22 protein-coding genes are annotated in these 21,685 nt (G+C 37.0%); 18 read left to right on the forward strand and 4 right to left on the reverse strand.

Annotation, left to right across the window (positions count from 1 at the left end; all coding sequences use genetic code 11):
• Positions 1–25 precede the first annotated feature (25 nt).
• Both MHB39_RS03435 and secA2 read right to left on the reverse strand, forming a co-directional pair.
• Positions 26–925, reverse strand: coding sequence for an accessory Sec system S-layer assembly protein (locus MHB39_RS03435; RefSeq protein WP_036076816.1), 900 nt, complete (start codon positions 923–925; stop codon positions 26–28).
• Positions 925–3,288, reverse strand: a complete 2,364-nt coding sequence (gene secA2, locus MHB39_RS03440; protein WP_016994942.1) for an accessory Sec system translocase SecA2 — start codon at positions 3,286–3,288, stop codon at positions 925–927. The genes MHB39_RS03435 and secA2 overlap by 1 nt, the downstream gene beginning before the upstream one ends.
• Positions 3,289–3,513: 225 nt before the next feature.
• On the opposite strand from secA2, the gene MHB39_RS03445 reads away from it, so the two are divergent.
• Positions 3,514–4,581 carry an MraY family glycosyltransferase gene (locus MHB39_RS03445; RefSeq protein WP_016994943.1) on the forward strand — a complete coding sequence of 356 codons (1,068 nt, stop codon included), beginning with the start codon at positions 3,514–3,516 and terminating at the stop codon, positions 4,579–4,581.
• 236 nt (positions 4,582–4,817) lie between these two features.
• Here MHB39_RS03445 and MHB39_RS03450 read toward each other — a convergent pair whose 3' ends face one another.
• Together MHB39_RS03450 and MHB39_RS03455 are read right to left on the reverse strand one after the other, a co-directional pair.
• Positions 4,818–5,873 carry an LCP family protein gene (locus tag MHB39_RS03450; RefSeq protein WP_342545854.1) on the reverse strand — a complete coding sequence of 352 codons (1,056 nt, stop codon included), beginning with the start codon at positions 5,871–5,873 and terminating at the stop codon, positions 4,818–4,820.
• A 146-nt stretch (positions 5,874–6,019) separates the two neighbouring features.
• Positions 6,020–6,655: a YigZ family protein gene (locus MHB39_RS03455; protein WP_036076811.1), complete on the reverse strand. Its 636-nt coding sequence runs from the start codon at positions 6,653–6,655 to the stop codon at positions 6,020–6,022.
• Between the two features lie 165 nt (positions 6,656–6,820).
• On the opposite strand from MHB39_RS03455, the gene MHB39_RS03460 reads away from it, so the two are divergent.
• The 17 genes from MHB39_RS03460 (at position 6,821) to MHB39_RS03540 (ending at position 21,616) form a co-directional block, all read left to right on the forward strand.
• Entirely contained in the window at positions 6,821–7,969 is a 1,149-nt protein-coding gene (locus MHB39_RS03460; protein WP_048392088.1) for a sensor histidine kinase, read from the forward strand.
• A gap of 35 nt (positions 7,970–8,004) precedes the next feature.
• Entirely contained in the window at positions 8,005–8,679 is a 675-nt protein-coding gene (locus tag MHB39_RS03465) for a response regulator transcription factor (RefSeq protein WP_004227590.1), read from the forward strand.
• 285 nt (positions 8,680–8,964) lie between these two features.
• Positions 8,965–9,510: a DUF3225 domain-containing protein gene (locus MHB39_RS03470; protein ID WP_004227588.1), complete on the forward strand. Its 546-nt coding sequence runs from the start codon at positions 8,965–8,967 to the stop codon at positions 9,508–9,510.
• Between the two features lie 253 nt (positions 9,511–9,763).
• On the forward strand, positions 9,764–10,606 hold the full coding sequence (locus tag MHB39_RS03475; RefSeq protein WP_342545855.1) for a DegV family protein: 843 nt from the start codon (positions 9,764–9,766) through the stop codon (positions 10,604–10,606).
• A 44-nt stretch (positions 10,607–10,650) separates the two neighbouring features.
• Positions 10,651–12,036 carry a DEAD/DEAH box helicase family protein gene (locus tag MHB39_RS03480; RefSeq protein WP_342545856.1) on the forward strand — a complete coding sequence of 462 codons (1,386 nt, stop codon included), beginning with the start codon at positions 10,651–10,653 and terminating at the stop codon, positions 12,034–12,036.
• A complete protein-coding gene (locus tag MHB39_RS03485) occupies positions 12,033–12,623 on the forward strand; it encodes a ComF family protein (RefSeq protein WP_112117368.1) in 591 nt (196 codons plus the stop codon). The genes MHB39_RS03480 and MHB39_RS03485 overlap by 4 nt, the downstream gene beginning before the upstream one ends.
• 77 nt (positions 12,624–12,700) lie before the next feature.
• Positions 12,701–13,114, forward strand: coding sequence for a TIGR03826 family flagellar region protein (locus MHB39_RS03490; RefSeq protein ID WP_016994951.1), 414 nt, complete (start codon positions 12,701–12,703; stop codon positions 13,112–13,114).
• A 121-nt stretch (positions 13,115–13,235) separates the two neighbouring features.
• Positions 13,236–13,496: a flagellar biosynthesis anti-sigma factor FlgM gene (gene flgM / locus MHB39_RS03495; protein WP_016994952.1), complete on the forward strand. Its 261-nt coding sequence runs from the start codon at positions 13,236–13,238 to the stop codon at positions 13,494–13,496.
• 27 nt (positions 13,497–13,523) lie between these two features.
• A complete protein-coding gene (locus MHB39_RS03500) occupies positions 13,524–14,024 on the forward strand; it encodes a flagellar protein FlgN (RefSeq protein WP_016994953.1) in 501 nt (166 codons plus the stop codon).
• A 16-nt stretch (positions 14,025–14,040) separates the two neighbouring features.
• Positions 14,041–15,708 carry a flagellar hook-associated protein FlgK gene (flgK, locus tag MHB39_RS03505; RefSeq protein ID WP_342545857.1) on the forward strand — a complete coding sequence of 556 codons (1,668 nt, stop codon included), beginning with the start codon at positions 14,041–14,043 and terminating at the stop codon, positions 15,706–15,708.
• A 27-nt stretch (positions 15,709–15,735) separates the two neighbouring features.
• Positions 15,736–16,731, forward strand: a complete 996-nt coding sequence (flgL, locus tag MHB39_RS03510; RefSeq protein ID WP_258860703.1) for a flagellar hook-associated protein FlgL — start codon at positions 15,736–15,738, stop codon at positions 16,729–16,731.
• Positions 16,732–16,871: 140 nt separating this feature from the next.
• Positions 16,872–17,435 carry a DUF6470 family protein gene (locus MHB39_RS03515; RefSeq protein ID WP_004227569.1) on the forward strand — a complete coding sequence of 188 codons (564 nt, stop codon included), beginning with the start codon at positions 16,872–16,874 and terminating at the stop codon, positions 17,433–17,435.
• Positions 17,436–17,451: 16 nt separating this feature from the next.
• The gene (gene fliW / locus MHB39_RS03520; RefSeq protein WP_312123822.1) at positions 17,452–17,895 is read left to right on the forward strand and encodes a flagellar assembly protein FliW; all 444 of its coding nucleotides are present in this window, start codon (positions 17,452–17,454) and stop codon (positions 17,893–17,895) included.
• A complete protein-coding gene (gene csrA / locus MHB39_RS03525) occupies positions 17,895–18,113 on the forward strand; it encodes a carbon storage regulator CsrA (protein WP_258860701.1) in 219 nt (72 codons plus the stop codon). The genes fliW and csrA overlap by 1 nt, the downstream gene beginning before the upstream one ends.
• A 125-nt stretch (positions 18,114–18,238) precedes the next feature.
• A complete protein-coding gene (locus MHB39_RS03530; protein WP_258860700.1) occupies positions 18,239–19,315 on the forward strand; it encodes an AAA family ATPase in 1,077 nt (358 codons plus the stop codon).
• Position 19,316: 1 nt separating this feature from the next.
• Positions 19,317–20,078 (forward strand): DUF3226 domain-containing protein, encoded by a 762-nt coding sequence (locus tag MHB39_RS03535; protein WP_312123821.1) that lies wholly within the window; start codon positions 19,317–19,319, stop codon positions 20,076–20,078.
• 278 nt (positions 20,079–20,356) lie between these two features.
• Entirely contained in the window at positions 20,357–21,616 is a 1,260-nt protein-coding gene (locus MHB39_RS03540) for a flagellin (protein ID WP_342545858.1), read from the forward strand.
• Positions 21,617–21,685 lie beyond the last annotated feature (69 nt).

Genomic DNA, 21,685 nt, shown 5'->3' on the forward strand with positions numbered 1-21,685 from the left:
CATAAAAGAGAAGGGGGGTTTTAGGCTATTGTGTTACACGAGCTGTCCAACGAGAGAGGTCAGCGTCTTTTGCATCAACAAGCTCTGCTGGGAATATGAATGTCCAAGGCTTTGTAGAGTTTGGTTGGACAGTTAAAATTGGATTCATTTTAAATGAACCTTTTGCAATTTGTTTTCCTGTTGCATCAATAATTTCTAACGGTAATTGCTCTAAATTGATTGCTTTCTTATGTCCATTGCGGATAAAAATGGTTGCATTTAAATTACCATTGTCAGCTAGTTTTGCTTGTAAACCAGTGAAGTTTACCTCTGTTTCGCCTAATTCTGGTAGAGTTTTGACGATTTTCGCAAGCTCTTCTTTTTGTGCCTCTGGTAATTGTTCTTCCCATGATGGATCTAATTCTAATTGATGACCACGAAGGGAAACGAGGTTAAAGGCAATTTTCCAACCATCTTCTGGCACTTCATCGGCTTTAATTGTAGCATTTTCAAACTCAAACACCCATGGACGGGCACTTTCTGCTGGAATTGTACCTAGTGCTTTAAAATCGAATTTTTTAGATGCTACAAGCTCATCGTTTTTATCCAAGATGAAAAGTTCAATTTCTCCTAGTTCAATTGCTTGGGATAAGGATGAACGGAAAAATGCACGAACAAGCCATTTACGAGTGAGTATGTCTTCTTCAATACTAATAGAAGATAGTGATAATTGATTTGGTTTCAATGGTTCTAGCTCATTCGCTAGAAAGTTAAAAATGTATTTTTGTTCTTGTGGCACATCCCACTCAGGATGGAAAGATAATTTTGTTTCTACATCACGATTATCACCAGTGTTTTTTGCAGTATTTCCTAATAAATCTTTTGAATCAATTGTGTTTTCCTGAACAACTTTATCTGATTTTTTAAAGAATGAGAATAAGCCCATTATTGTGCCTCCTGTTGTGCCTCAACTGTTTTCATGAAGCCTGTAATTTCAATGATTATTGAACGACGTAATTCTTGGAAGTTTTTACCGAATAATTCAAGTCCTTCGCGTTGGTAAATACGCATTGGATCTTCTTGCTGATAGTGACGTAAACCGATTCCTTCTTTTAAATGACTCATTGCCTCTAAATGCTTTACCCAACCGCTATCAATATGGCTAAGCATGATTTGTGGAAGTACTTCCATTACTCTTTCGTTTTCAGCAAATTTCTCCATATGACTTAACAGTTCTTGTTCAGAAGGCTGAACATCCATTAAAATTTGCTTTACTTTTCCAACTTCGCGATCGATTGTCACTGGTGTGATGAACAGGGAGTTAAGTGCGTACTCCATTTGATCATAATCCCAATCAATAGAAGATACATCTTCTGGTGCGGCGTCATGAACAGCGAATTCAACGGTTTCACGAAGCATTTTTTTTAGCTCACCCATCAAGTCTTCACCAGCTAAAATTTTGTCGCGTAAGCCATAAAGAACCGTGCGCTGATCATTAATGACATCGTCTAGCTTTAGGTTGTATTCACGCATGCCGTACTGTGAACCTTCAACAATACGCTGTGTACGGTCTATAAGCTCTTGTACCTCTTTATTTTGAATAATGCCCTTATCATCTACAATCATTTTTGCAGAGAATTTTTCTACTTCTTCTTTTGCGTAGCGGCGGAACATATCATCTTCAATAGAGAGAATGAAGCGGCTTTCACCTATATCACCTTGACGACCTGAACGTCCACGTAACTGATTGTCTACACGGCGGCTTTCATGTTTTTCAGTCCCAATTACATATAAACCACCAAGTTCATGGACATCATCACCTAGCATGATATCTGTACCACGACCAGCCATGTTTGTCGCTACAGTAATACGACCCTTTTGACCTGCCTGTGAAATAAGTTCAACTTCTTGTTCAACTGTTTTTGCATTAAGTAATTGGAATGTTAATTTTTCCTTTTTTAGATACTCAGCTACAGTTTCAGACTGTAGTATCGATGTTGTTCCAATAAGAATTGGCTGGCCTTTTTCGTGGCGCTTTTTCACCTCGGCTGCAACATACTTATATTTTGCTTCTTGTGTGCTAAAAATAATATCAGGCTGATCAACACGTTGACGTGGACGGTTTGTTGGAATTTGGATAACCTCCATGCCGTACACTTCACGAATTTCCTTTTCCTGCGTTTTCGCTGTACCTGTCATCCCAGAAAGCTTAGGATACATACGGAAATAGTTTTGAATAGTAATTTGCGCTTGAGATTTATTTTCATCCGTAATGGCTACGCCTTCTTTAGCTTCAATTGCTTGATGTAAGCCATCAGAAAGTGAACGACCTTCTAAAATACGACCAGTAAACATGTCAACAAGCTCAATTTTGTCTTCTTTCACAATGTAATCAACATCGCGCTTAAACATAACATGTGCACGCACAGCTTGGATTACATAATGGAAAAGTGTTTGATGTTCTAAGTCATACAGATTGTCTACATTGAAGGCTGCCTCAACCTTTTCTATACCTTTATCTGTAAGAGAAGTCGCCTTTGTTTCTTCATCGAAATCATAATCTTCGTCTGCTTTAAAGCGTTTCGCTAACATAGCAGCAATACGATGCAATTCATCGTTAGAAGGCATTTTACCTGCGATAATTAACGGTGTTTTTGCTTCATCGATTAATACACTATCCACTTCATCGATAATAGCGAAGTGATAAGGACGCTGTACTTTATCTGCTAAGCTATAAGCCATATTGTCACGTAAATAGTCGAAGCCAAACTCAGTACCCACACCGTATGTAATATCTGCATTGTAGGCTTCTTTCTTTTCACTTGGTTCCATCATCGGTACATTTAAACCGACAGTTAAGCCAAGGAAACGATGGATTTGACCGACTAGCTCATAGTCACGTTTCGCTAGGTAATCATTAACTGTAATGACATGAACACCTTTACCTTCTAATGCACGCACATAAGAGGGAAGAGAAGCAACAAGTGTCTTACCTTCACCAGTAGGCATTTCAGCAATATTACCTTCAGTTAATACTAGACCACCGATAAGCTGCACATCAAAATGACGCATTCCTAATACACGCTTTGAGGCTTCGCGTACTACAGCAAATGCGTCTGGGATGATTGATGTAATAGGCTCACCTTGTTCTAATTGATCTTTGAAAATAAAAGTCATTTCTCGTAATTCAGCATCTGACTTGTTAACATATTTTTCTTCAAGATTGTTAATTTGATCTACTATTTTGTAGTAGCGTTTTAATTGACGAGCACTAGTTTGCTCTTTGTTACTTTTGAAAATTGAGAACATGAAATATACGCTCCTTTAAAGTTGTCTACATGCTAGACACTCCATTATTCTATCAAATTTTGCGTATGATGACTACAATTGACTGTATAGGAATCTATTAATGCTAAAATGTACAAAATATTTGTGAAATCGTGGAAAATGTTTAGAAAAAGTATATTTCAATGCTTGTTCATGCTATAATCAATTTGGATTTCAATGTAGATTATTTATTTGAGGAGGAGAGACATGCTTTACGTGTCTTTAATAGCAGCATTCGTTGCATCCATTTTGTTAACTCCATTAGTGAAACGTTTAGCGTTTAGAATAGGTGCAGTTGATGCACCAAACTATCGAAAAGTACATGCTCGAATAATGCCAAGACTTGGCGGTTTAGCCATTTTCCTTGCCTTTATTATTGGCGTGACGATTTTATACTCATTTTTAGTCCATACGAAACATGGTAGTAACGAGGCTTTATTAGCTATCATTATTGGTGCTTGTATAATCGTGATCACGGGTGTTATTGATGATATGCGTGAGATTTCCGCTAAAGCAAAAATGCTAGGTCAGCTAGTTGCAGCACTGATCGTTGTTTTTGTAGGCGGTATTGAAATTGAAATGGTTAATCTACCGTTCTTAGGTACATTAGACTTTGGTTTACTGAGTATTCCATTAACGATTATTTGGATCATCGGTATTACAAATGCCATTAATTTAATTGATGGCTTAGATGGTTTAGCTGCAGGTGTTTCTACAATTGCACTGATTACATTAGCCGTCATGGCATTTATTATGAGCAATATGTTTGTTTTAGCGTTAGCAGCCATTTTAGCTGTAGCTTCACTTGGTTTCTTATTTTATAATTTCCACCCAGCTAAAATCTTTATGGGTGATACAGGAGCATTGTTCCTTGGATTTATGATTTCTGTGTTAGCGTTACTTGGTTTTAAAAATATTACATTCGTAGCTTTAATCATCCCAATTATTATCCTTGGTGTTCCGATTTCTGATACATTCTTTGCGATTGTTCGTCGTGTTCGTATGAAAAAGAAGTGGTCTGACCCAGATAAATCACATTTACACCATCGATTACTCGATATGGGCTTTACTCATCGACAAACAGTCCTAATCATTTACGGAATTGCAGTGATGTTTGGATTAGCAGCTATCATTTTCTCTATGGCAAAGGTGTGGGGAGCTATATTACTTGTAGCGGTCATCCTAACAGCTATTGAAATCTTTGTAGAGGTTATCGGGTTGGCTGGTAAAAACTACAAACCATTATTAAATTTTGTACGGATATTTAGTAAATAAAATATAAGCAATCATACAATTTGTATGATTGCTTTTTTTTTGTTAAACTTGTGAGTCGTTAGACAATGAGAAGCTCTTTCTAAACCGTTTTTTATGTATAAGGAATGGAAGAGAAGGGAAACTTAAATAAGCAGTTTATCGATTACAAGGAGGGGTAAATAGAAAGGGGGGTCAATCAATGAAAAAGTCACGTAAAAAGACCATAGACAAGTTATTTGTCTATGGTCTGAAAGGTCTTATTCAATAGCTGAATTTTCATCGCTGCTAGCCGCGCTGTCTGTTCCTGTATTGCCACTAGTCAGGCTCGATGATTGTTCATTTTGGCCAAGATGGTTTTTGAAAATCTCTTTTACTTCTTCAACAGAATCTTGATTTAACTGGTAATAATAAATACCAGTAGATGTATCATCCGTGCCATCTAATGTTAAGGAATCGATACGTGGTGCGCCTTTAGATAAATAAGATAAGAAGGACTTCATTTCAGTGAATGTCATATCTGTTTTCATATTATCACCAAGAGCTTTAATGACATCATCATATTTCGTAACGGACTTAACAGAAGCGACTTTTTTAATAATCGCAGATAGAATTTCCTGTTGACGTTTACCACGCTCAATATCATTATCTTGTTTACGTGTTCTTGCGAGTGCAAGTGCCTGACTACCATTTAAATGCTGTAAGCCTGGCTGTAAGTTAATTGTAAACTTATCAAACTCATCTAATTCATGTAAAGCATAAGGTACTTCAGCTTCAATACCACCTAAAGCATCGACTACATCAATAAAGGCATTGAAATTCATACGTACATAGTAATTGATTGGAATATCAAATAGTTCCTCTACTGTTTCAATTGTAGTAAGTGTTCCACCCATAGCATGTGCATGAGTAATTTTATCTTTATAACCTACTTTAGGAATATAAACGTATGAATCACGAGGAATGCTTAGCATTTTAATTGTATGAGTTTTATTATTTAATGTAGCTAAAACGAGTGCATCGGAGCGTGAATGATCCGAACCTTGCCCTCGATTGTCACTATCATCAACACCTACAAATAAAATAGAGACATTGTCTTGTACAGGCTCTACTTTCTCTACACGTTGCGTTGAAACCTCTCGACCTTCTAACTCCTCATATGCTGAGTCTGCAGCATGCTCTACCTGTTTTGTAAGGTAAACAGCATAAGCCGTTACACAAATCACCAAGCTTGCAACAAGGAGTAGTGTAACTTTTATAATTAAGGAAGCTTTAGAAGACCTCTTTTTATTTGGACCAACAGATCTTTTTTTCATAATAGATATATTCTCCTCTAATTATTGGGAATAATAATGCGATGAAGCTAAATTTTATTCAATTTAACTAAGTAATTGTGTGGACAATAAAATAGCCTAACAAAAAAATTATACTATGCATATTTAGTTTCGACAATTAAAACTATTTAATTGACAATAAATTCTACAAATTGAGCATCTTCGAAAGTGATAGAAGCCTGTCCATTAGTCAGTTCAGTTATCCAACTTCTGAACTGTTCCTCTTCCTCTTTTAGCACAGAAACAATGATTTCAACACCCTCCAAATAACGTATTTCCTCTAGGGTATATGATGAACTTCTTATTTCATTTTCAACTTTTCCTAGCCATGTATAATCAATAGCCACTTTCATGAAATGATGCAATTTACGTTCAACTACCTGTGCAGCAATCAATCCCTCTGTAGTTGCTTTTCCGTATGCACGAATAAGACCACCACCGCCGAGCTTAATGCCTCCAAAATAGCGAGTCACAACAACGACCGTATCTTTTAATCCTTGTTTTTTTAAGACCTCTAACATAGGGACGCCTGCAGTACCGCTAGGTTCCCCATCATCATTTGCCTTTTGAATATGATCATGCTCTCCAATAATATAAGCGGAGCAGTTATGAGTTGCATTATGATGCAATTTTTTTATACCATCTATAAAAGAAATTGCATCCTCTTCCGTTTCTGCACGTTCTATATAAGTGAGAAAGCGAGATTTGGAAATGACAATTTCGCTTTCACCATATCCTTTTACTGTTAAATAGTTTTCTCTCATTTGTATCAATCTCCTTTTAACTAGAGTTCTATTCTATAATTTTCATGAAGAAAAAGCATTAAATTTTAGCATGGTAATGCTATAATAGGTGTAGACTATGGAATATGTGATTTTAGTCTATTAAATTAGTAAGTAATCATAAGACATTAGACTGGGGAGTATACTATGTTTTCAAATGATACCTTCGATTTAAAGTCGCTTGATGACATTTTTAATCGAATGTTAGATACAATCATGAGCTCAAAGGATGATATCTTTATTATAAGTGAACAAAGCCGCAGAAGCTTTGAAGATATGCAAAAAGAGCTAGAAATTGTTCGAAAACAAATATCAATCGTAATTGATGATGGCGATGCATTGGAAAAAAGTACGCAGCTTGCTAAGCAACGACTTGTGCTAGTGAGTAAAGCTTTTGATAATTATACCGAAGAACAAGTTAGAGAAGCATATGAAACTGCACATGATTTTCAAGTAAAGCTCTCCGTTATTAGAACACAAGAAAAACAGCTACGGGATAAAAGAGATGATCTAGAGAGAAGATTAAGAGGATTACTCGATACGATTGAACGTGCTGATCATATTGTTAATCAGGTAAATGTCGTTTTGAATTACTTAACTTCAGATTTAAGAAATGTTGGTTTAGCCCTTGAACAAGCAAAAATGAAACAGGATTTTGGGATACGTATTATTGCAGCTCAAGAGGAAGAGCGTAAGCGTTTATCAAGAGAGATTCATGATGGACCTGCTCAAATGCTTGCAAATGTCCTTATGCGCACTGATTTAATAGATAGAACGTATCGTGAAAAAGGTATTGAAAAGGCTTTGGCTGAAATTGCCGATTTAAAGAAAACGGTGCGTAATGCTTTATCTGAGGTGCGACGTATTATTTATGATCTACGACCAATGGCACTTGATGATTTGGGAATTATTCCGACATTAAAGAAGTATTTATCGACAGTGACTGAATATAATCCAGGTGTTGAAATTCATTTCCAATCGAGAAGTACAGAAAAACGTATACCTTCAAATTATGAAGTATCCATTTTCCGATTAGTACAAGAATGTGTAACCAACGCCATGAAGCATGGAAAGTGTAAAGACATTTGGGTAAAGCTTGAATGGTTAAAAGATGCCGTCAACATTGTTGTAAAAGATGATGGCATAGGCTTCGACCCACAAGTAGTGAAAGATCATTCCTTTGGGATTTTAGGAATGAAAGAACGTATTGAAATTTTAAATGGTACAATCACCATTACGAGTGAAATCAATCGAGGGACAACGGTGTTATTTAAAATACCGTTAGAAGTAGAATGATGTAACTGTCGCAGAAATCTAGGGGGTAAAGACAAATGACAAAGATTATTATTGTAGACGATCACCAGCTATTCCGCGAAGGAGTAAAACGCATTTTAGATTTTGAAGATACGTTTGATGTAGTAGCAGAAGGTGACGATGGTACAGATGTGGTTACGTTATATGCTGAAAACGAACCAGATGTAGTGCTTATGGATATTAACATGCCAGGCAAAAACGGAGTAGAAGCAACGGCAGAGTTAATTACTGAATTTCCAGATGCAAAAGTGATTATGTTGTCTATACATGACGATGAAACATATGTTACACATGCATTAAAATCAGGTGCTCTTGGCTATATGTTAAAAGAGATGGATGCAGATGAAATCGTTGAGGCGATTAAAGTTGTTGCCAACGGCGGTTCTTATTTACACCCAAAAGTAACGAAAAACCTAGTAGCAGAATTTAAACGACTTTCAGAACATGAAAATAAAGGAAACTTCCATCAAACTGAAATTCGTCGTCCATTCCATTTGCTAACTAAGCGTGAATGCGAAGTATTACAATTATTAACAGATGGTCAATCAAACCGTACAATCGGTGAGACACTGTTTATCTCTGAAAAAACAGTTAAAAACCACGTATCAAGTATTCTACAAAAAATGAATGTAAATGACCGTACACAAGCAGTTGTAACAGCCATTAAAAATGGCTGGGTTGAAGTACGTTAATTGCTAAAACTGTTTTTAAAAGCTACTTTTTATTGAAGTAGTTTTTAAAACAGTTTTTTATTGTTTTTTGGTAATAATTTGTATTGGGCTTACATGATGAAGAACAGGTCATTCACAATTTTGTAACATTACTAATCATTAGTATGAATATGATAACTAGCAATTCATGCAACATTTTACAGCCTAATGCGTCATAAGGAAGATGTAGCACTTAAATGTTGAAAATGCACAACAAAATTCCTACGAAAGCATTTATATGCTACAATATGCGCGGGAGGTTTTTTGATGTTAAAGAAAAGTTTTCTAGCAGTTCTAATCTTATTAGTGTTAACTGCCTGTGGTAATAAAGATGAGAAGATGAGTGATGAAGAACGAGATAAAGTAATAGAGGATGGTACAGTTGGCTTTGAAATGATGGGTGGAAACGTAGAAAAGGCTGATAATGTACCAGCGGAAGATGAAAAGGCAATTTTAGCATCTTTTGATGAGTATATTGCTGCATTAAATGCTGAAGAAATTGATCGTTATATGAATACAATCTCGAAAAATCCAAAGGGTTTTAAATACGATGAAGAAAAAACATATGCATCAGAAGTATTTGATCAATTTGATATTAAGCGTGAAGTAGAAAATGTAACAATTGCAAAGTATGAATCAGAAGAGGCGCAAGTATTTGCCAACATGAAAATGCACTCACTTCAGCTTGAGACAAATGTCGAACATGAAAGTGCAGGACGTCAGGTAACAGTCTTTGTGAAAGAGGACAATGATTGGAAAGTAACAAGTGTCTTTTATATTGGTGACGACTCACAGTCAAGTACAGGAAATTAACAGAAGCTATCTTCATTCAACATAAGAATTGAGTGAAGATATGCCTATTATACATAGACAATGAATGTGAAATGGAAGCTAGCTTACTAGCACGACTCTAGAAGGGCGAGAACGGGAATCCGGCGTTCGTCATTCATTTCACATTCATTTCTTTTTGTTTTTCGTAGTTTGTGTGAAAGCAAAGTGATGGCAACAACAATTGCACCAATAAGAAATAGATTGTAAACTAAGAATCATAGGAGAGTGGACATGGATGAGGACGGCAATCGTAACAGATAGTACTGCATATATTACAGCTGAGGAACGTGCACGCTTAAACATTCACATGATACCTTTAAGTGTCAATATCTCAGGTCAATTATTTGCAGAAGAAGTAGATATCACAGCATCTGAATTTTATGATAAGGTGCGTGGTGCCAAAGAATTTCCCAAAACAACACAGCCTCCAATCGGAGAATTTGTCGCTCTTTTTGATGAGCTAGCAAAGGATTACGATGAGGTAATTTCCATCCATTTATCGAGCGGTATTAGTGGAACATACCAAGGTGCAGTGCAGGCCGGTGAAATGGTGGAAGGTATTAATGTTTATGCCTTTGACAGTGAAATATCCTGTGCTGTTCAAGGCTTTTACGTATTAAGAGCAGCGGAAATGGCGAAAGAGGGCCATTCAGCAAAAGACATACTTGCAGCATTAGAGGACATGCAACAGTCTATTCGTGCTTACTTCATCGTAGACGATTTAGCACATTTACAGCGTGGTGGGCGTTTATCTTCTGCAGCTGCATTAATCGGTGGCTTATTACAAGTAAAGCCTGTTTTACATTTTGTGGATAAGGTAATTGTACCTTTCGAAAAAATCCGAACACGTAAAAAGGCATTAAAGCGTGCTGAAGAATTGCTAGCAGAGGATGCAAAAAAGTATGCAGCGATGGACGCTGTTGTCATTCACGGAAATTGCCCTGCTGAAGCCCAAGAATGGCTAGAGCAATTAGCCGCAACGTACCCAAACGTAAACTTTAAATTGAGCTATTTTGGTCCTGTTATTGGTACTCATTTGGGTGAAGGGTCAATGGGATTAGGATGGACAAAAAAATAACGAATTGTGAGAAGTCTCTACAGCAAAAGTAGAGGCTTTTTTCTATGAAAGGGGAGGTTTTAATGAGATATAGGGGTTGGTTGTTGCCCCCAGCATTACGTGATTTTCATGAAGGGCGCATTTGGTTAAAAGAACATTCGCCATTTTCATCTGAAGATATTGAGAAAGCAATAAAACGAAAATACGTCAGTATAATAGAAGGAATTCAAATGAAGCCAACTATGAAATGCAATCGTTGTCACAATACAGACCCGCACTTATTCACAAAATTCGATTGCTCAAAATGTCAGCAACAATGTGTGTACTGCCGACACTGTATTAAAATGGGGAGAGTAAGTAGCTGTACAAAATTGATGATTTGGACAGGTCCCAAGACGATAAAAATTAACAAGCATTCAATAAAATGGGCAGGGCAATACACCGAACTCCAGCAACAGGCTGCTAATGAAACCTTGGCAAGTGTGAAAGCAAATCGCTCCCATTTAATTCATGCAGTTTGCGGTGCAGGCAAAACAGAGCTGCTTTTTCCTACTGTCTATGATGCATTAAAGAGAGGGCTACGTGTTTGTATTGCTACACCACGGACAGATGTAGTGTTAGAACTGTATCCACGCTTTCAAGAGGCTTTTCCTGATACAGTTATTCATGCTTTATACGGTGGAGCACCTCACCAAAATGGCTATGCACAGCTTGTTATAGCAACAACCCATCAGCTCTACCGATTTGATAAGGCATTTGATGTCATTATTGTAGATGAGGCAGATGCTTTTCCTTATACATTTGATGAAACTCTACAAAGAGCAGTAGAAAAGGCTAAAAAGGAAAATGCTCCTCTGGTATTTGTGACAGCAACCCCATCAGCATCATTACTCCATACTTACCAGCAAGAAAGCTACTCTTTTATTCCAAAACGCTATCATAATCATCCATTACCAGTCCCACAAGTAAGTTCTTTATGGGGCTATGATAAATGCTTTAAGCGAGGTAAAATCCCTAAAAGGTTAAAAAAGTGGGTGGAGGAGCGCTTACACCAAAAGGAACCCTTTTTACTGTTTTTCCCGACAATTGACTTAATGAAACGTGCAACTCCTCTTTTTCAAGGGTTAAATGAAGACATATTAGCTGTGCATGCAGCTGATCCAGAGCGGAAGGTGAAGGTGTTAAAGCTACGAAATAAAGCAGTTCCGGGCTTATTAACCACTACGATATTAGAAAGAGGCATTACAATCAGCAATGTACAGGTGGCTGTTATAGGGGCAGAGTCATTGATTTTTACTGCAAATGCTCTCGTTCAGATTGCAGGTCGAGTTGGGCGAAATGTTCAATTTCCTAATGGGGATGTCCTATTCTTTCATCACGGTATTACGGCAGAGATGGATGAGGCATGCGCAAAAATTCAATTTTATAATAAGAAGGGATTTTCTGAATGAATAAAATAGAACCTCGTTGTTTAATATGCACACAGCCGTTAAAAATAACTATTTCCTGGAAAATGATTCTAACCAAACAATTCTCACCGACAATATGTGAAAGATGTGCCGCTCGTTTTGTACCTTCACAATCTGCTACATCCCTTTATCAATATAATCAGGCGATGAAGGATTACTTACACCAGTTAAAGTTTCTTCAAGATGTGGCTCTTGCCAAGGTATTTCGACAGGAGCTCTATGATCGTCTCAATAAAGAAAAAGCAATTATTCTCCCCATTCCGATGCATCCTCTCAAGCAACAGGAGCGTACTTTCTCGCATACTGATGAACTATTAAAAGCGGCTCATATTCCCTTTATTCAATTATTAGAAAAGACAACGACAGAAACGCAAAGCTCCAAAAATAGAGAGCAGCGAATGCAGGCAGCTCCACTTTTTTGCTTAAAGGAGGGAGCACAAGTTGAACATAAAAATTATCTTCTTTTTGACGATATAAAAACTACAGGGACAACTCTACAGCATGCTGAAAATGTTTTAATGCAGGCAGGTGCTAAAAATGTCCAATACTTCACATTAATTGAAGGATGAAAATACCAATACATTATGTATAATAGTTAATGAACAGTATTCGTAGATAAGTTTTCTAGAAAGAGGAGGAAAGGCCAATGGCAGAGGTTCGTAATTGTCCGAAATGTAATGAATTTTTTAATTATACAGGAGTCCGAGAAGTGTGTCATAAGTGTGCACAATCAGAGGAGGAGCTTTATCAAATCGTTTATCGTTTCTTACGTAAACGTGAAAACCGTGCGGCAACTGTAGAACGTATTGTAGAAGCAACGGGGGCAGATAAAGACTTACTGTTTAAATGGGTTCGTAAAGGCCGTTTACAGCCAGCTATGTTTCCAAACCTAGGCTATCCATGTGATAACTGTGGTCATCTAACGACTACAGGAAAGCTCTGCTCGAAATGTCAAGATGAATTAAAAGCAGACTTACGGACATTTGAAGCTGCCAAAGAGTTTCGCCAAAGTGTTGAAGAACGTGACCGTGTAACCTATCACTCAGAACGTAAACGTTAATTACGCTAAGTGTGTTAATTTTAAACAAAATTAGCACACTTTTTTCTATGTGAAAACTTAACATTATGTGAGACAATCCGAAATAATAGGAAGATAGGATTTAGAGATGGGGGGTATTGAAATGAAAATTACATCTTATGGAGTTAATGCAGTAAACGCCTATAAAAACCAAGTACGCAATGCAAAATCAAATACAAACAAGGCATCTTTCGCCGATAAAATTGAAATTTCAAAGGCTGCGCAGGAAATGCAAGGGGTTTCAACATACAGTACAGAGCGAGCAAACCATGTTCAACAATTGAAAAAGGATATCGCTTCTGGTGAATACAAAGTAGACGCTCGTAAAGTGGCAGAGGATATGCTGAAATATTATCGTTTCTAGGGAATAGCAGAAAGGGTGTATAACGATATGTCTGTAGAAGCAATTAGTTCTACACTAACAATGCTAGAGAGAATGCATAAAAGCTTACTCGAACTAGCCTTTAAAAAAACAGAAATTATTAAAAGTGGCGATATCGAAGCTTTAGACCAATTGCTCAAGGACGAGCAGGCACATGTAGCGGCCATCGATAAGCTCGAGCAACAGCGTCAGAAACAGGTAACGGACTACCTTGAAGCAAAGGGACTTGCTTCATCTGACAAAACAACTGTCGCGGATGTCATCGAGGCTGCTGAACAACAAGCAGACAAAGCAACACTTTCAGCAGTTCGCGAACGTTTAATGCAAATTATCAATGACCTACGAAAACAAAATGATCTAAATCAAAAACTCGTTTTCCAATCATTACAAATCGTCAACCTAACATTAGATGCAGTAAGACCCCGTACAGAGCAAATGAACTATTCCAGCAACGAAGTACGTGGAACTAATACCATAGCTAAAAAATCATATTTCGATTCACAAGCATAACAAGGGAGGAAGAAAAATGCGCTCAACATTTATGGGCTTAGAAGCTAGTAAACGTGGCCTCTTCACACAGCAAACTGCTTTATATACAACAGGTCATAATATTTCCAACGCCAACACACTAGGCTACTCTCGTCAACGAGTAAATATGCAGGCAACACCAGGTTTCCCAACGGCTGGGTTAAATCAGCCCACTTATCCTGGACATCTTGGAACTGGTGTAGAAGCAGGCTCAATTCAACGTATTCGCGATGAATTTATTGATCGTCAATATCGTCAAGAAACGAATAAATTTGGCTATTGGGAAGCCCGTTCCAATGCGATTTCACAGATGGAAGATATTATGGATGAGCCATCCCAATTTGGCTTAAATGCAGCATTAGAGCAATTTTGGAAAGGGCTAGAGGATGTTAGTACGAATCCCGAAAATGCTTCTTCCAGAAAAGTAGCGATTGAACGAGCAAAACATCTTGCACAATCATTTAATTATATGGACACGCAGATCAAAACAATACAAGGTAATTTAGGAAACGAAATTAATGTATCTACAGATCGTATTAATTCTATATTAAAGAGAATTGCATCGATTAATAAGCAAATACAAGAGGTTGAGCCAAATGGGCATGTTCCTAATGATTTGTATGATGCGCGTGATGTGTTAATTGATGAACTAAATAGCTATATACCAGTATCGATTGAACGTGTTCCTTCAGGTGGGATTGCTAGTGAGGTGGCTGAGGGAAGTCTAACAATAAAGTTTAAGCCGTATCCATCAGGTACGCCAATAGAATTAGTTAATGGTAGAGAATATGCAGCATTAACTACTACGGGAACAGATACAACAGGTACTGTAGCAAGTATTGATGGCAATGATTTAACAAAGGCTTTTCAGGAAATAAAAATTTCCAAGTTAGGTGAACCACCAACAAAGCCTGCTGCTGATGCTGTAGGGTTGGAATCGATTAAATATAACGAACTTGAGCCTGGAAAAGGTAAACTACTATCACTTATTAATTCGTACGGATATGCTGAATATGACGCGGGAGGTGCTTTTTCAGGTATAAAAGGTTACTATCCAGAAACATTAGCAAATTTGGATAAACTAGCGTCTACCTTTGCTAATACATTTAACATTGTACATAAGGCGGGCTATGATTTGACAGGTGTGCAAAATGGATTAAACTTCTTTGAAACGATGGATGGTTCTACAACAATTAATGCTAGCAATATTAAAATAAATGAAGAATTTACCAAAGATTCTTCGAAACTAGCTGCTTCTTCTGCTCCTAATGAAGTAGGTAATGGTAAATGGGCAATTGAACTAGCCAATTTACAATCAAAAGCAATTGGTGCTGGAGGATTTACAATTTCAGTTGGTGCAAATACTGTTGTAGTTCCACCTTCAACAGAGCATCTTGATAGCGCAACTTTCAACTCTTTCTATCAAGGAATGATTGGAAAATTGGGTACAGACGGTGAAGAAGCCTATCAATTAAATAAAACCTCTGAAAACCTTTTATTATCAATAACTTATAACCGCGCATCTGTCAGCTCGGTGTCCTTAGATGAAGAAATGACGAATATGATTACGTTCCAACAGGCGTACAATGCAAATGCGCGTATGATTACAGTTGTCGATGAAACTTTAGATAAAATTATAAATGGTATGGGCCGTGTAGGACTATAAAATTACTAGAAAGGGGTTTTTTCTAACATGCGTGTGACACAAACGATGCTATCAAATAACATGCTGCTTAACCTAAACAGAAGCTATGGCAGAATGTCTAAACTACAAGACCAAATTAATTCTGGTACAAAAATTACTAGACCCTCTGATGATCCTGTTATTGCTGTAAAGGGAATGGGCTATCGTCGGGATTTGGGACGAGTTGAACAATATACACGAAATATGAATGAGGTCAATAACTGGATAGATACAACCGATGAGTCACTGAACCAAGTAGGTGAACAAATGAAGCGTGTTCGTGAACTTGTGATTCAAGCAGCCAATGATACAAATACACCTGATGAGCGTGCAAAAATTAAGACAGAAATTGATCAAATTCGCCAACAGATTCAGGATGTGTCGAATACAAAAATTGGTGACCGTTATATTTTCAGTGGTACGAATACGGATAAACCTTTATTTGTAGATGCCACTCCCCCAAATGCCGATGGTTCAAAAATAATTAATGCAGATTATCAACTTTACGATGGAACGAATATTATTTCTACTGCTGCTGATAAATTAACAGCACCCAATGCTGATGTACAAATTGAGGTCTATGATGGGATTAAATTACAGGTGAATGCACCTGGCGCTGATTTATTTGGGAATATCGATTCCTTAATGGGGAAAATATCAAACTTATTGGATCCTGAAAGAGTTCCTGGGCCAGCGACCAGCGAAGAAATTAGTAAAGCATTAGGTGGTTTTACCTCCAATAGTAAATCGGATGATATAACAAATATACACAATAAAATCCTTGAGACGCAGGCCGATATGGGGGCACGCCAAAATCGTGTTGAATTAATGGAAAACCGCTTGTCGCTTCGGGAAATTAGCGTAACTAAACAATTATCAAACAATGAAGATGTTGATTATTCAAAAGCGATAACGGAAATGGTCACTTCAGAGTCTATTCATCAGGCCGCATTATCTGTAGGGGCAAGAATTATTCAGCAAACTCTAGTAGATTTTATTAGATAATACTCACTAGTCATAATCTGAAAATCAAGAGATTATAGGGAAAAACAAAGTGATATAGGTATAGCGAACAAATTTTATAAATGAAGAAGGAAAGCGTTTGGACAATTCGTTCAGACGCTTTTATTGAAAGGAGAGGTAAAATGAGACTCCCTCAAATTCAAATTCGTACAACAGATGCCAAATTAGACCTTCATATAGGAAAACCACAACAACATATTGAACAACCAGAGGCTACTCTGCATATTGAACAACCAGCCGCTATCTTGGAGATTCATACAACAAGAGGTGTTTTAAAAATAGATTCCTCACAAGCGAGGAGAGATTTAGGGTTAATTGGACCAATTGAAGCGACTAAAAATGCTGCTAAAGAAGGTCAACAGACTGCTCTAAGTGGTATTGAGAGACGAGTAAATGAAGGGCGACAAATAATGATGTCAGCTGGTAAAGGACAAGGACGAGCTATTATGCAAAATATTGCTAAACAAAATCATGGGCCTCATCGTGTACCATTCAATATCAAATTCGTACCATCCATAGGCTCTGTAAAAATCGACTATACTCCTGGCACAACAGATGTCAATATTGAGCGGAGAGAGCCAATAATTGACGCAAAGGTGAACAAACCAATCTACGAATACACACCAGGGAAAGTAACTGGTACAATGGTACAAAGACCAAATGTTGACATTGATGTAATTGGTTAAAGGAGAGAGTAATCTAATGGATATTGAAACAAAATTTTTAGGAACAGTTGAAATTAATGAACAAGACATCTTAACATTTGAAACAGGACTGCCAGGCTTCCCAAATGCTCGTAAATTCGTCTTGTTACCTCTCGATGCAGATTTACCGTTAGTAGTCTTGCAATCTGTTGAACAACAAGAACTTGGCTTTGTGCTCGCTTATCCATTTGCCTTTAAAAAGGACTATGAATTCGAAATTGATGAGGAAGTTAAAGAGGATTTGCAAATCGAAAAAGAAGATGAGATTGTACCATACACAATTTTGACATTAAAAGAAACGTTCCAAGAATCTACAATGAATTTACTAGCTCCAGTTGTCATTAATACAGTAAAAAAACTTGGAAAACAAATTGTGTTACAAGATAGTGCAAGCTATCCATTACGCTATCCAATCGGTGCTGCGGAAGGAAGTGCCAAGTAATGCTTGTATTATCTAGAAAAAAAGGCGAATCCATCATGATTGGCGACCAAATTGAAGTCAAGATACTTGCGATCGAGGGTGATCAAATAAAGCTTGGCATCGTGGCACCAAGATCCGTCAAAGTTCATCGTTCGGAAGTATTCAAGGCAATACAGGAGCAAAATAGAGAAGCGCTTGCTACCCCAAAAGATTTATTAGAAAAACTAAAACGGAAATAACGGTTAGAAGGTGTCTAGATAGTTTATAGACATCTTTTTAATTGGTTTTAGAACATGAAAAGAAAGTGTATAGTTATAAAAAGAAGGTTAGACTGAAAAATACTCATGTAAAGGGGGAGATCAATATGAGTAAGTTAAATGCTATGCAGATACTCAGTTTTCGAGGATTGTCAGATATTTCGCTTAAAAATTTTTCTAAAATCAATTTATTTGTAGGGGAAAATAACACGGGGAAAACATCTTTGCTTGAAGCCATTTATTTACTTGCTAATTACTCAACAAAACAAGGTTTTTTACGATTAGCAAAAATGCGCGAGCAATATATTATGGAGCGTGCAACTTCTACAGAAGAATTAATTAGTTGGCTATTTAACAAAACAACAGAGCCAATTAACATAAGCTACAGTTTAGATGGTGCTAATAAAAGTATTCAATGTTCCTTAGAGGAAAAAGAGTATATTGTATTGAGTGGAAGTTCCGATGAGTATGATATAAAAGAACGAGTAGTGAAGGATCAGTTTATTAAAATAGAAGAGACTGGCAACAAGCAGGAGAAAGTGAATATTCAACATGAGTTTATTAATTCAACTGATAAAACAACAGAAGTTTTAGAAAAACAAAAAAATTTATTTGATTGTCATTTTATCTCAGCTATTCATCATCGTGTTGAACCGTTGTCCCCATATATAATTGATGATCTTGTGAAAGGCGGAGAACGTCCCGCGTTAATTGAGGCTCTACGTCAGTTTGATAACAATATTAAAGGTATTGAGTTGCTAATGCAAAATGGCTCACAGAAGTCTCCGAAGCCAATCCCTTATATTCAACACGACGATCTTGGTTTAGTGCCAATTTCAATATTTGGCGATGGTGTGAGAAAGGCACTTATTATTGCTTCACAGATCATTCGCTTCAAAGGTGGCGTTCTGCTAATTGATGAAATCGAAACAGGCATTCACACAAAAATGATTCCAGTGTTTTTTACTTGGTTAGCTCAAATATGTTACAAGCATGATGTGCAATTATTTGCTACAACCCATAGTTTAGAGGCATTAGACGGAATGTTAAAGGCGACTGAAGGAGATTCCAATCAATTATCTGTGTATCGTTTAGGCGAAGCTAATAATAAAAAGCAAGTAAAATATTTCTCAGGTGAAAAGTTAAAAGTATTAAGATACGAGCTTGGACAGGATGTGCGTTAACATGAAAAAATATTACTATTTTATTGTTGAGGGTGTCCATGATTCAGCAGCTTTAGGGCGTTACCTACTAGAAAGAAATATTCCACTCATTCGGAATATAGAACAAGTAGATTCATATTGGCAGAGGCTTATTCCTAGAAGTTTTCCGTTTAACGGTGATTTATTGATGCGCATGCCTGTGCCAATGTTTTATGAAAATGATGATTATGCTATTGCTATCCAAACAGCTGGGGGTGATTCAGGCATTACAAAAGCTTTTGATAGCCTTTTAAACCTTGAGTACGAACAATTAGCAGGTATCGCTATTTTTTGTGATGCTGATACAAAAACAGCAAAGGATTGCTTCGATCACTTGAAGCAACGCCTAATAACTGAGGTCGATGAAGAATATCATTTTATTTTTAAGACTGCTAAATTTGGAGAAGTGACGACTGAAAATCCTGCTTTCGGTGTCTATATATTCCCTAATAATGAACATGAGGGTACATTGGAAAATTTATTATTAGAGGGTGGAAGCATTGTTTATCCAGATCTAATGGAAAATGCCCAAGCATATGTAGACAGTATTTCAACAACTTATCGCAAACGGTGGAAAATATCAAGTGAACCAAAAGTATTATTTGGCGTTATGGCAAATGCATTAAAGCCTGGAAAAGCAAATCAAGTATCGATTCAAGACAACGAATGGATTAATGCTAAAACAACTGAATCCCACAGCCAATCACAACTTAGAAACTTTCTAACAGGTTTATTAGGCGAATAAAACATAGAATCACTTGATAGTCTTATATCAATTTCACAGTTTGGACAAATAAATAATCCGCTTAAAAGAGGAGAATAACGTCAAAAACCTTATCATCTCAGTGTTTGTTGGCAATTGAAATTACTTAAAACTAAAATAAAAAAATTTATAAAAACTATTAAACATTTGCAGCACATTACGATATATAGATTGTAAGGCAGAAGTAGTACATACTACAGAAACCAAGCTCTCCCACAAGGATGTGGGTTACAAAAAAACAATTCAAGGAGGAATTCCAAATGAGAATTCAACACAACATTTCTGCATTAAATGCACACCGTAACTTAGGTTTCAACAACACACAAGCTTCAAAAAACCTTGAAAAATTATCTTCAGGTTTCAAGATCAACCGTGCTGGTGATGATGCTGCTGGTTTAGCAATCTCTGAAAAAATGCGCGGACAAATCCGTGGTCTTGACATGGCTACGAAAAACTCTCAAGATGCGATTTCTTTAATCCAAACTGCTGAGGGTGCATTAAACGAAACTCACTCAATTCTACAACGTATGCGTGAATTAGCAGTTCAATCAGGGAACGATACAAACGTTAACCTTGACCGTGACGCAATCCAACAAGAAATTGAGCAATTAACAAAAGAAATCGACCGTATCGCGGGTACTACAGAGTTCAACACTCAAAAATTACTTGATGGTTCATTCTCTGGTAAATTCCAAATTGGTGCGAATGAAAACCAAGATATGGCTATGGACATCGGCAACATGGGGGCTGCAAACTTAGGGTTGACAAAAACAGTTGTAGGTGCGACTGGTAAAGATGTATCAACTAATTTCAAAGATGGTTCATATAAAGTTGACAAAGATGGTAATTTATTAGATGCTAAAGGTCAGAAAGTTGGACAAATTGCTGGCAATAAAATTGAAGTAGATGGTAATGTTGTAACAACATTCACAGGTATTGCTAATGGAACAGGTCTTTCAACTGGTACTACTCTTAGCGTTAAAGATGGAAAAGCTGAAGTTCGCTTGAATGCAAATGCAGATGTTTCTAAAATTGCTGCTGGTGAATATGAAATTAGCGGTTCCAATGTTTTAAAAGACGGTAAAAAAGTAGGGACATATGCTAGTGGTAAAGTAACAATTGAAATTGATGGCGGTAAATCAACTTCAGTATCATTAACAGCAACTGGAATTGGTCTTACAACTGCTTTTGGCGACGGAAGAAAATTCACAGTAGGCGGTGTAGATGTATCTACTCGTGACCAAGCTACTGGTACAATTACAGCTGTTGATGATGCAATTAAAAAAGTATCTGAGCAACGTTCTGCGCTAGGTGCGGTTCAAAACCGTTTAGAGCATACAATTAACAACTTAGGTGCTGCTTCTGAAAACTTAACAGCTGCTGAATCTCGTATCCGTGATACAGATATGGCGAAAGAAATGATGGAGTTCACTAAGAACAATATCTTAATGCAAGCTGCACAGTCAATGTTAGCGCAAGCTAACCAACAACCACAAGGTGTATTACAACTTTTAGGTTAATTTTTAAATAAGCTCCCTATCTTTAATAGATGGGGAGTTTTTTGTATAAAATTATAAGAAGGAACCGAT

Source organism: Lysinibacillus sp. FSL K6-4013, assembly GCF_038630435.1.
Classification (GTDB): Bacteria; Bacillota; Bacilli; order Bacillales_A; family Planococcaceae; genus Lysinibacillus; species Lysinibacillus boronitolerans.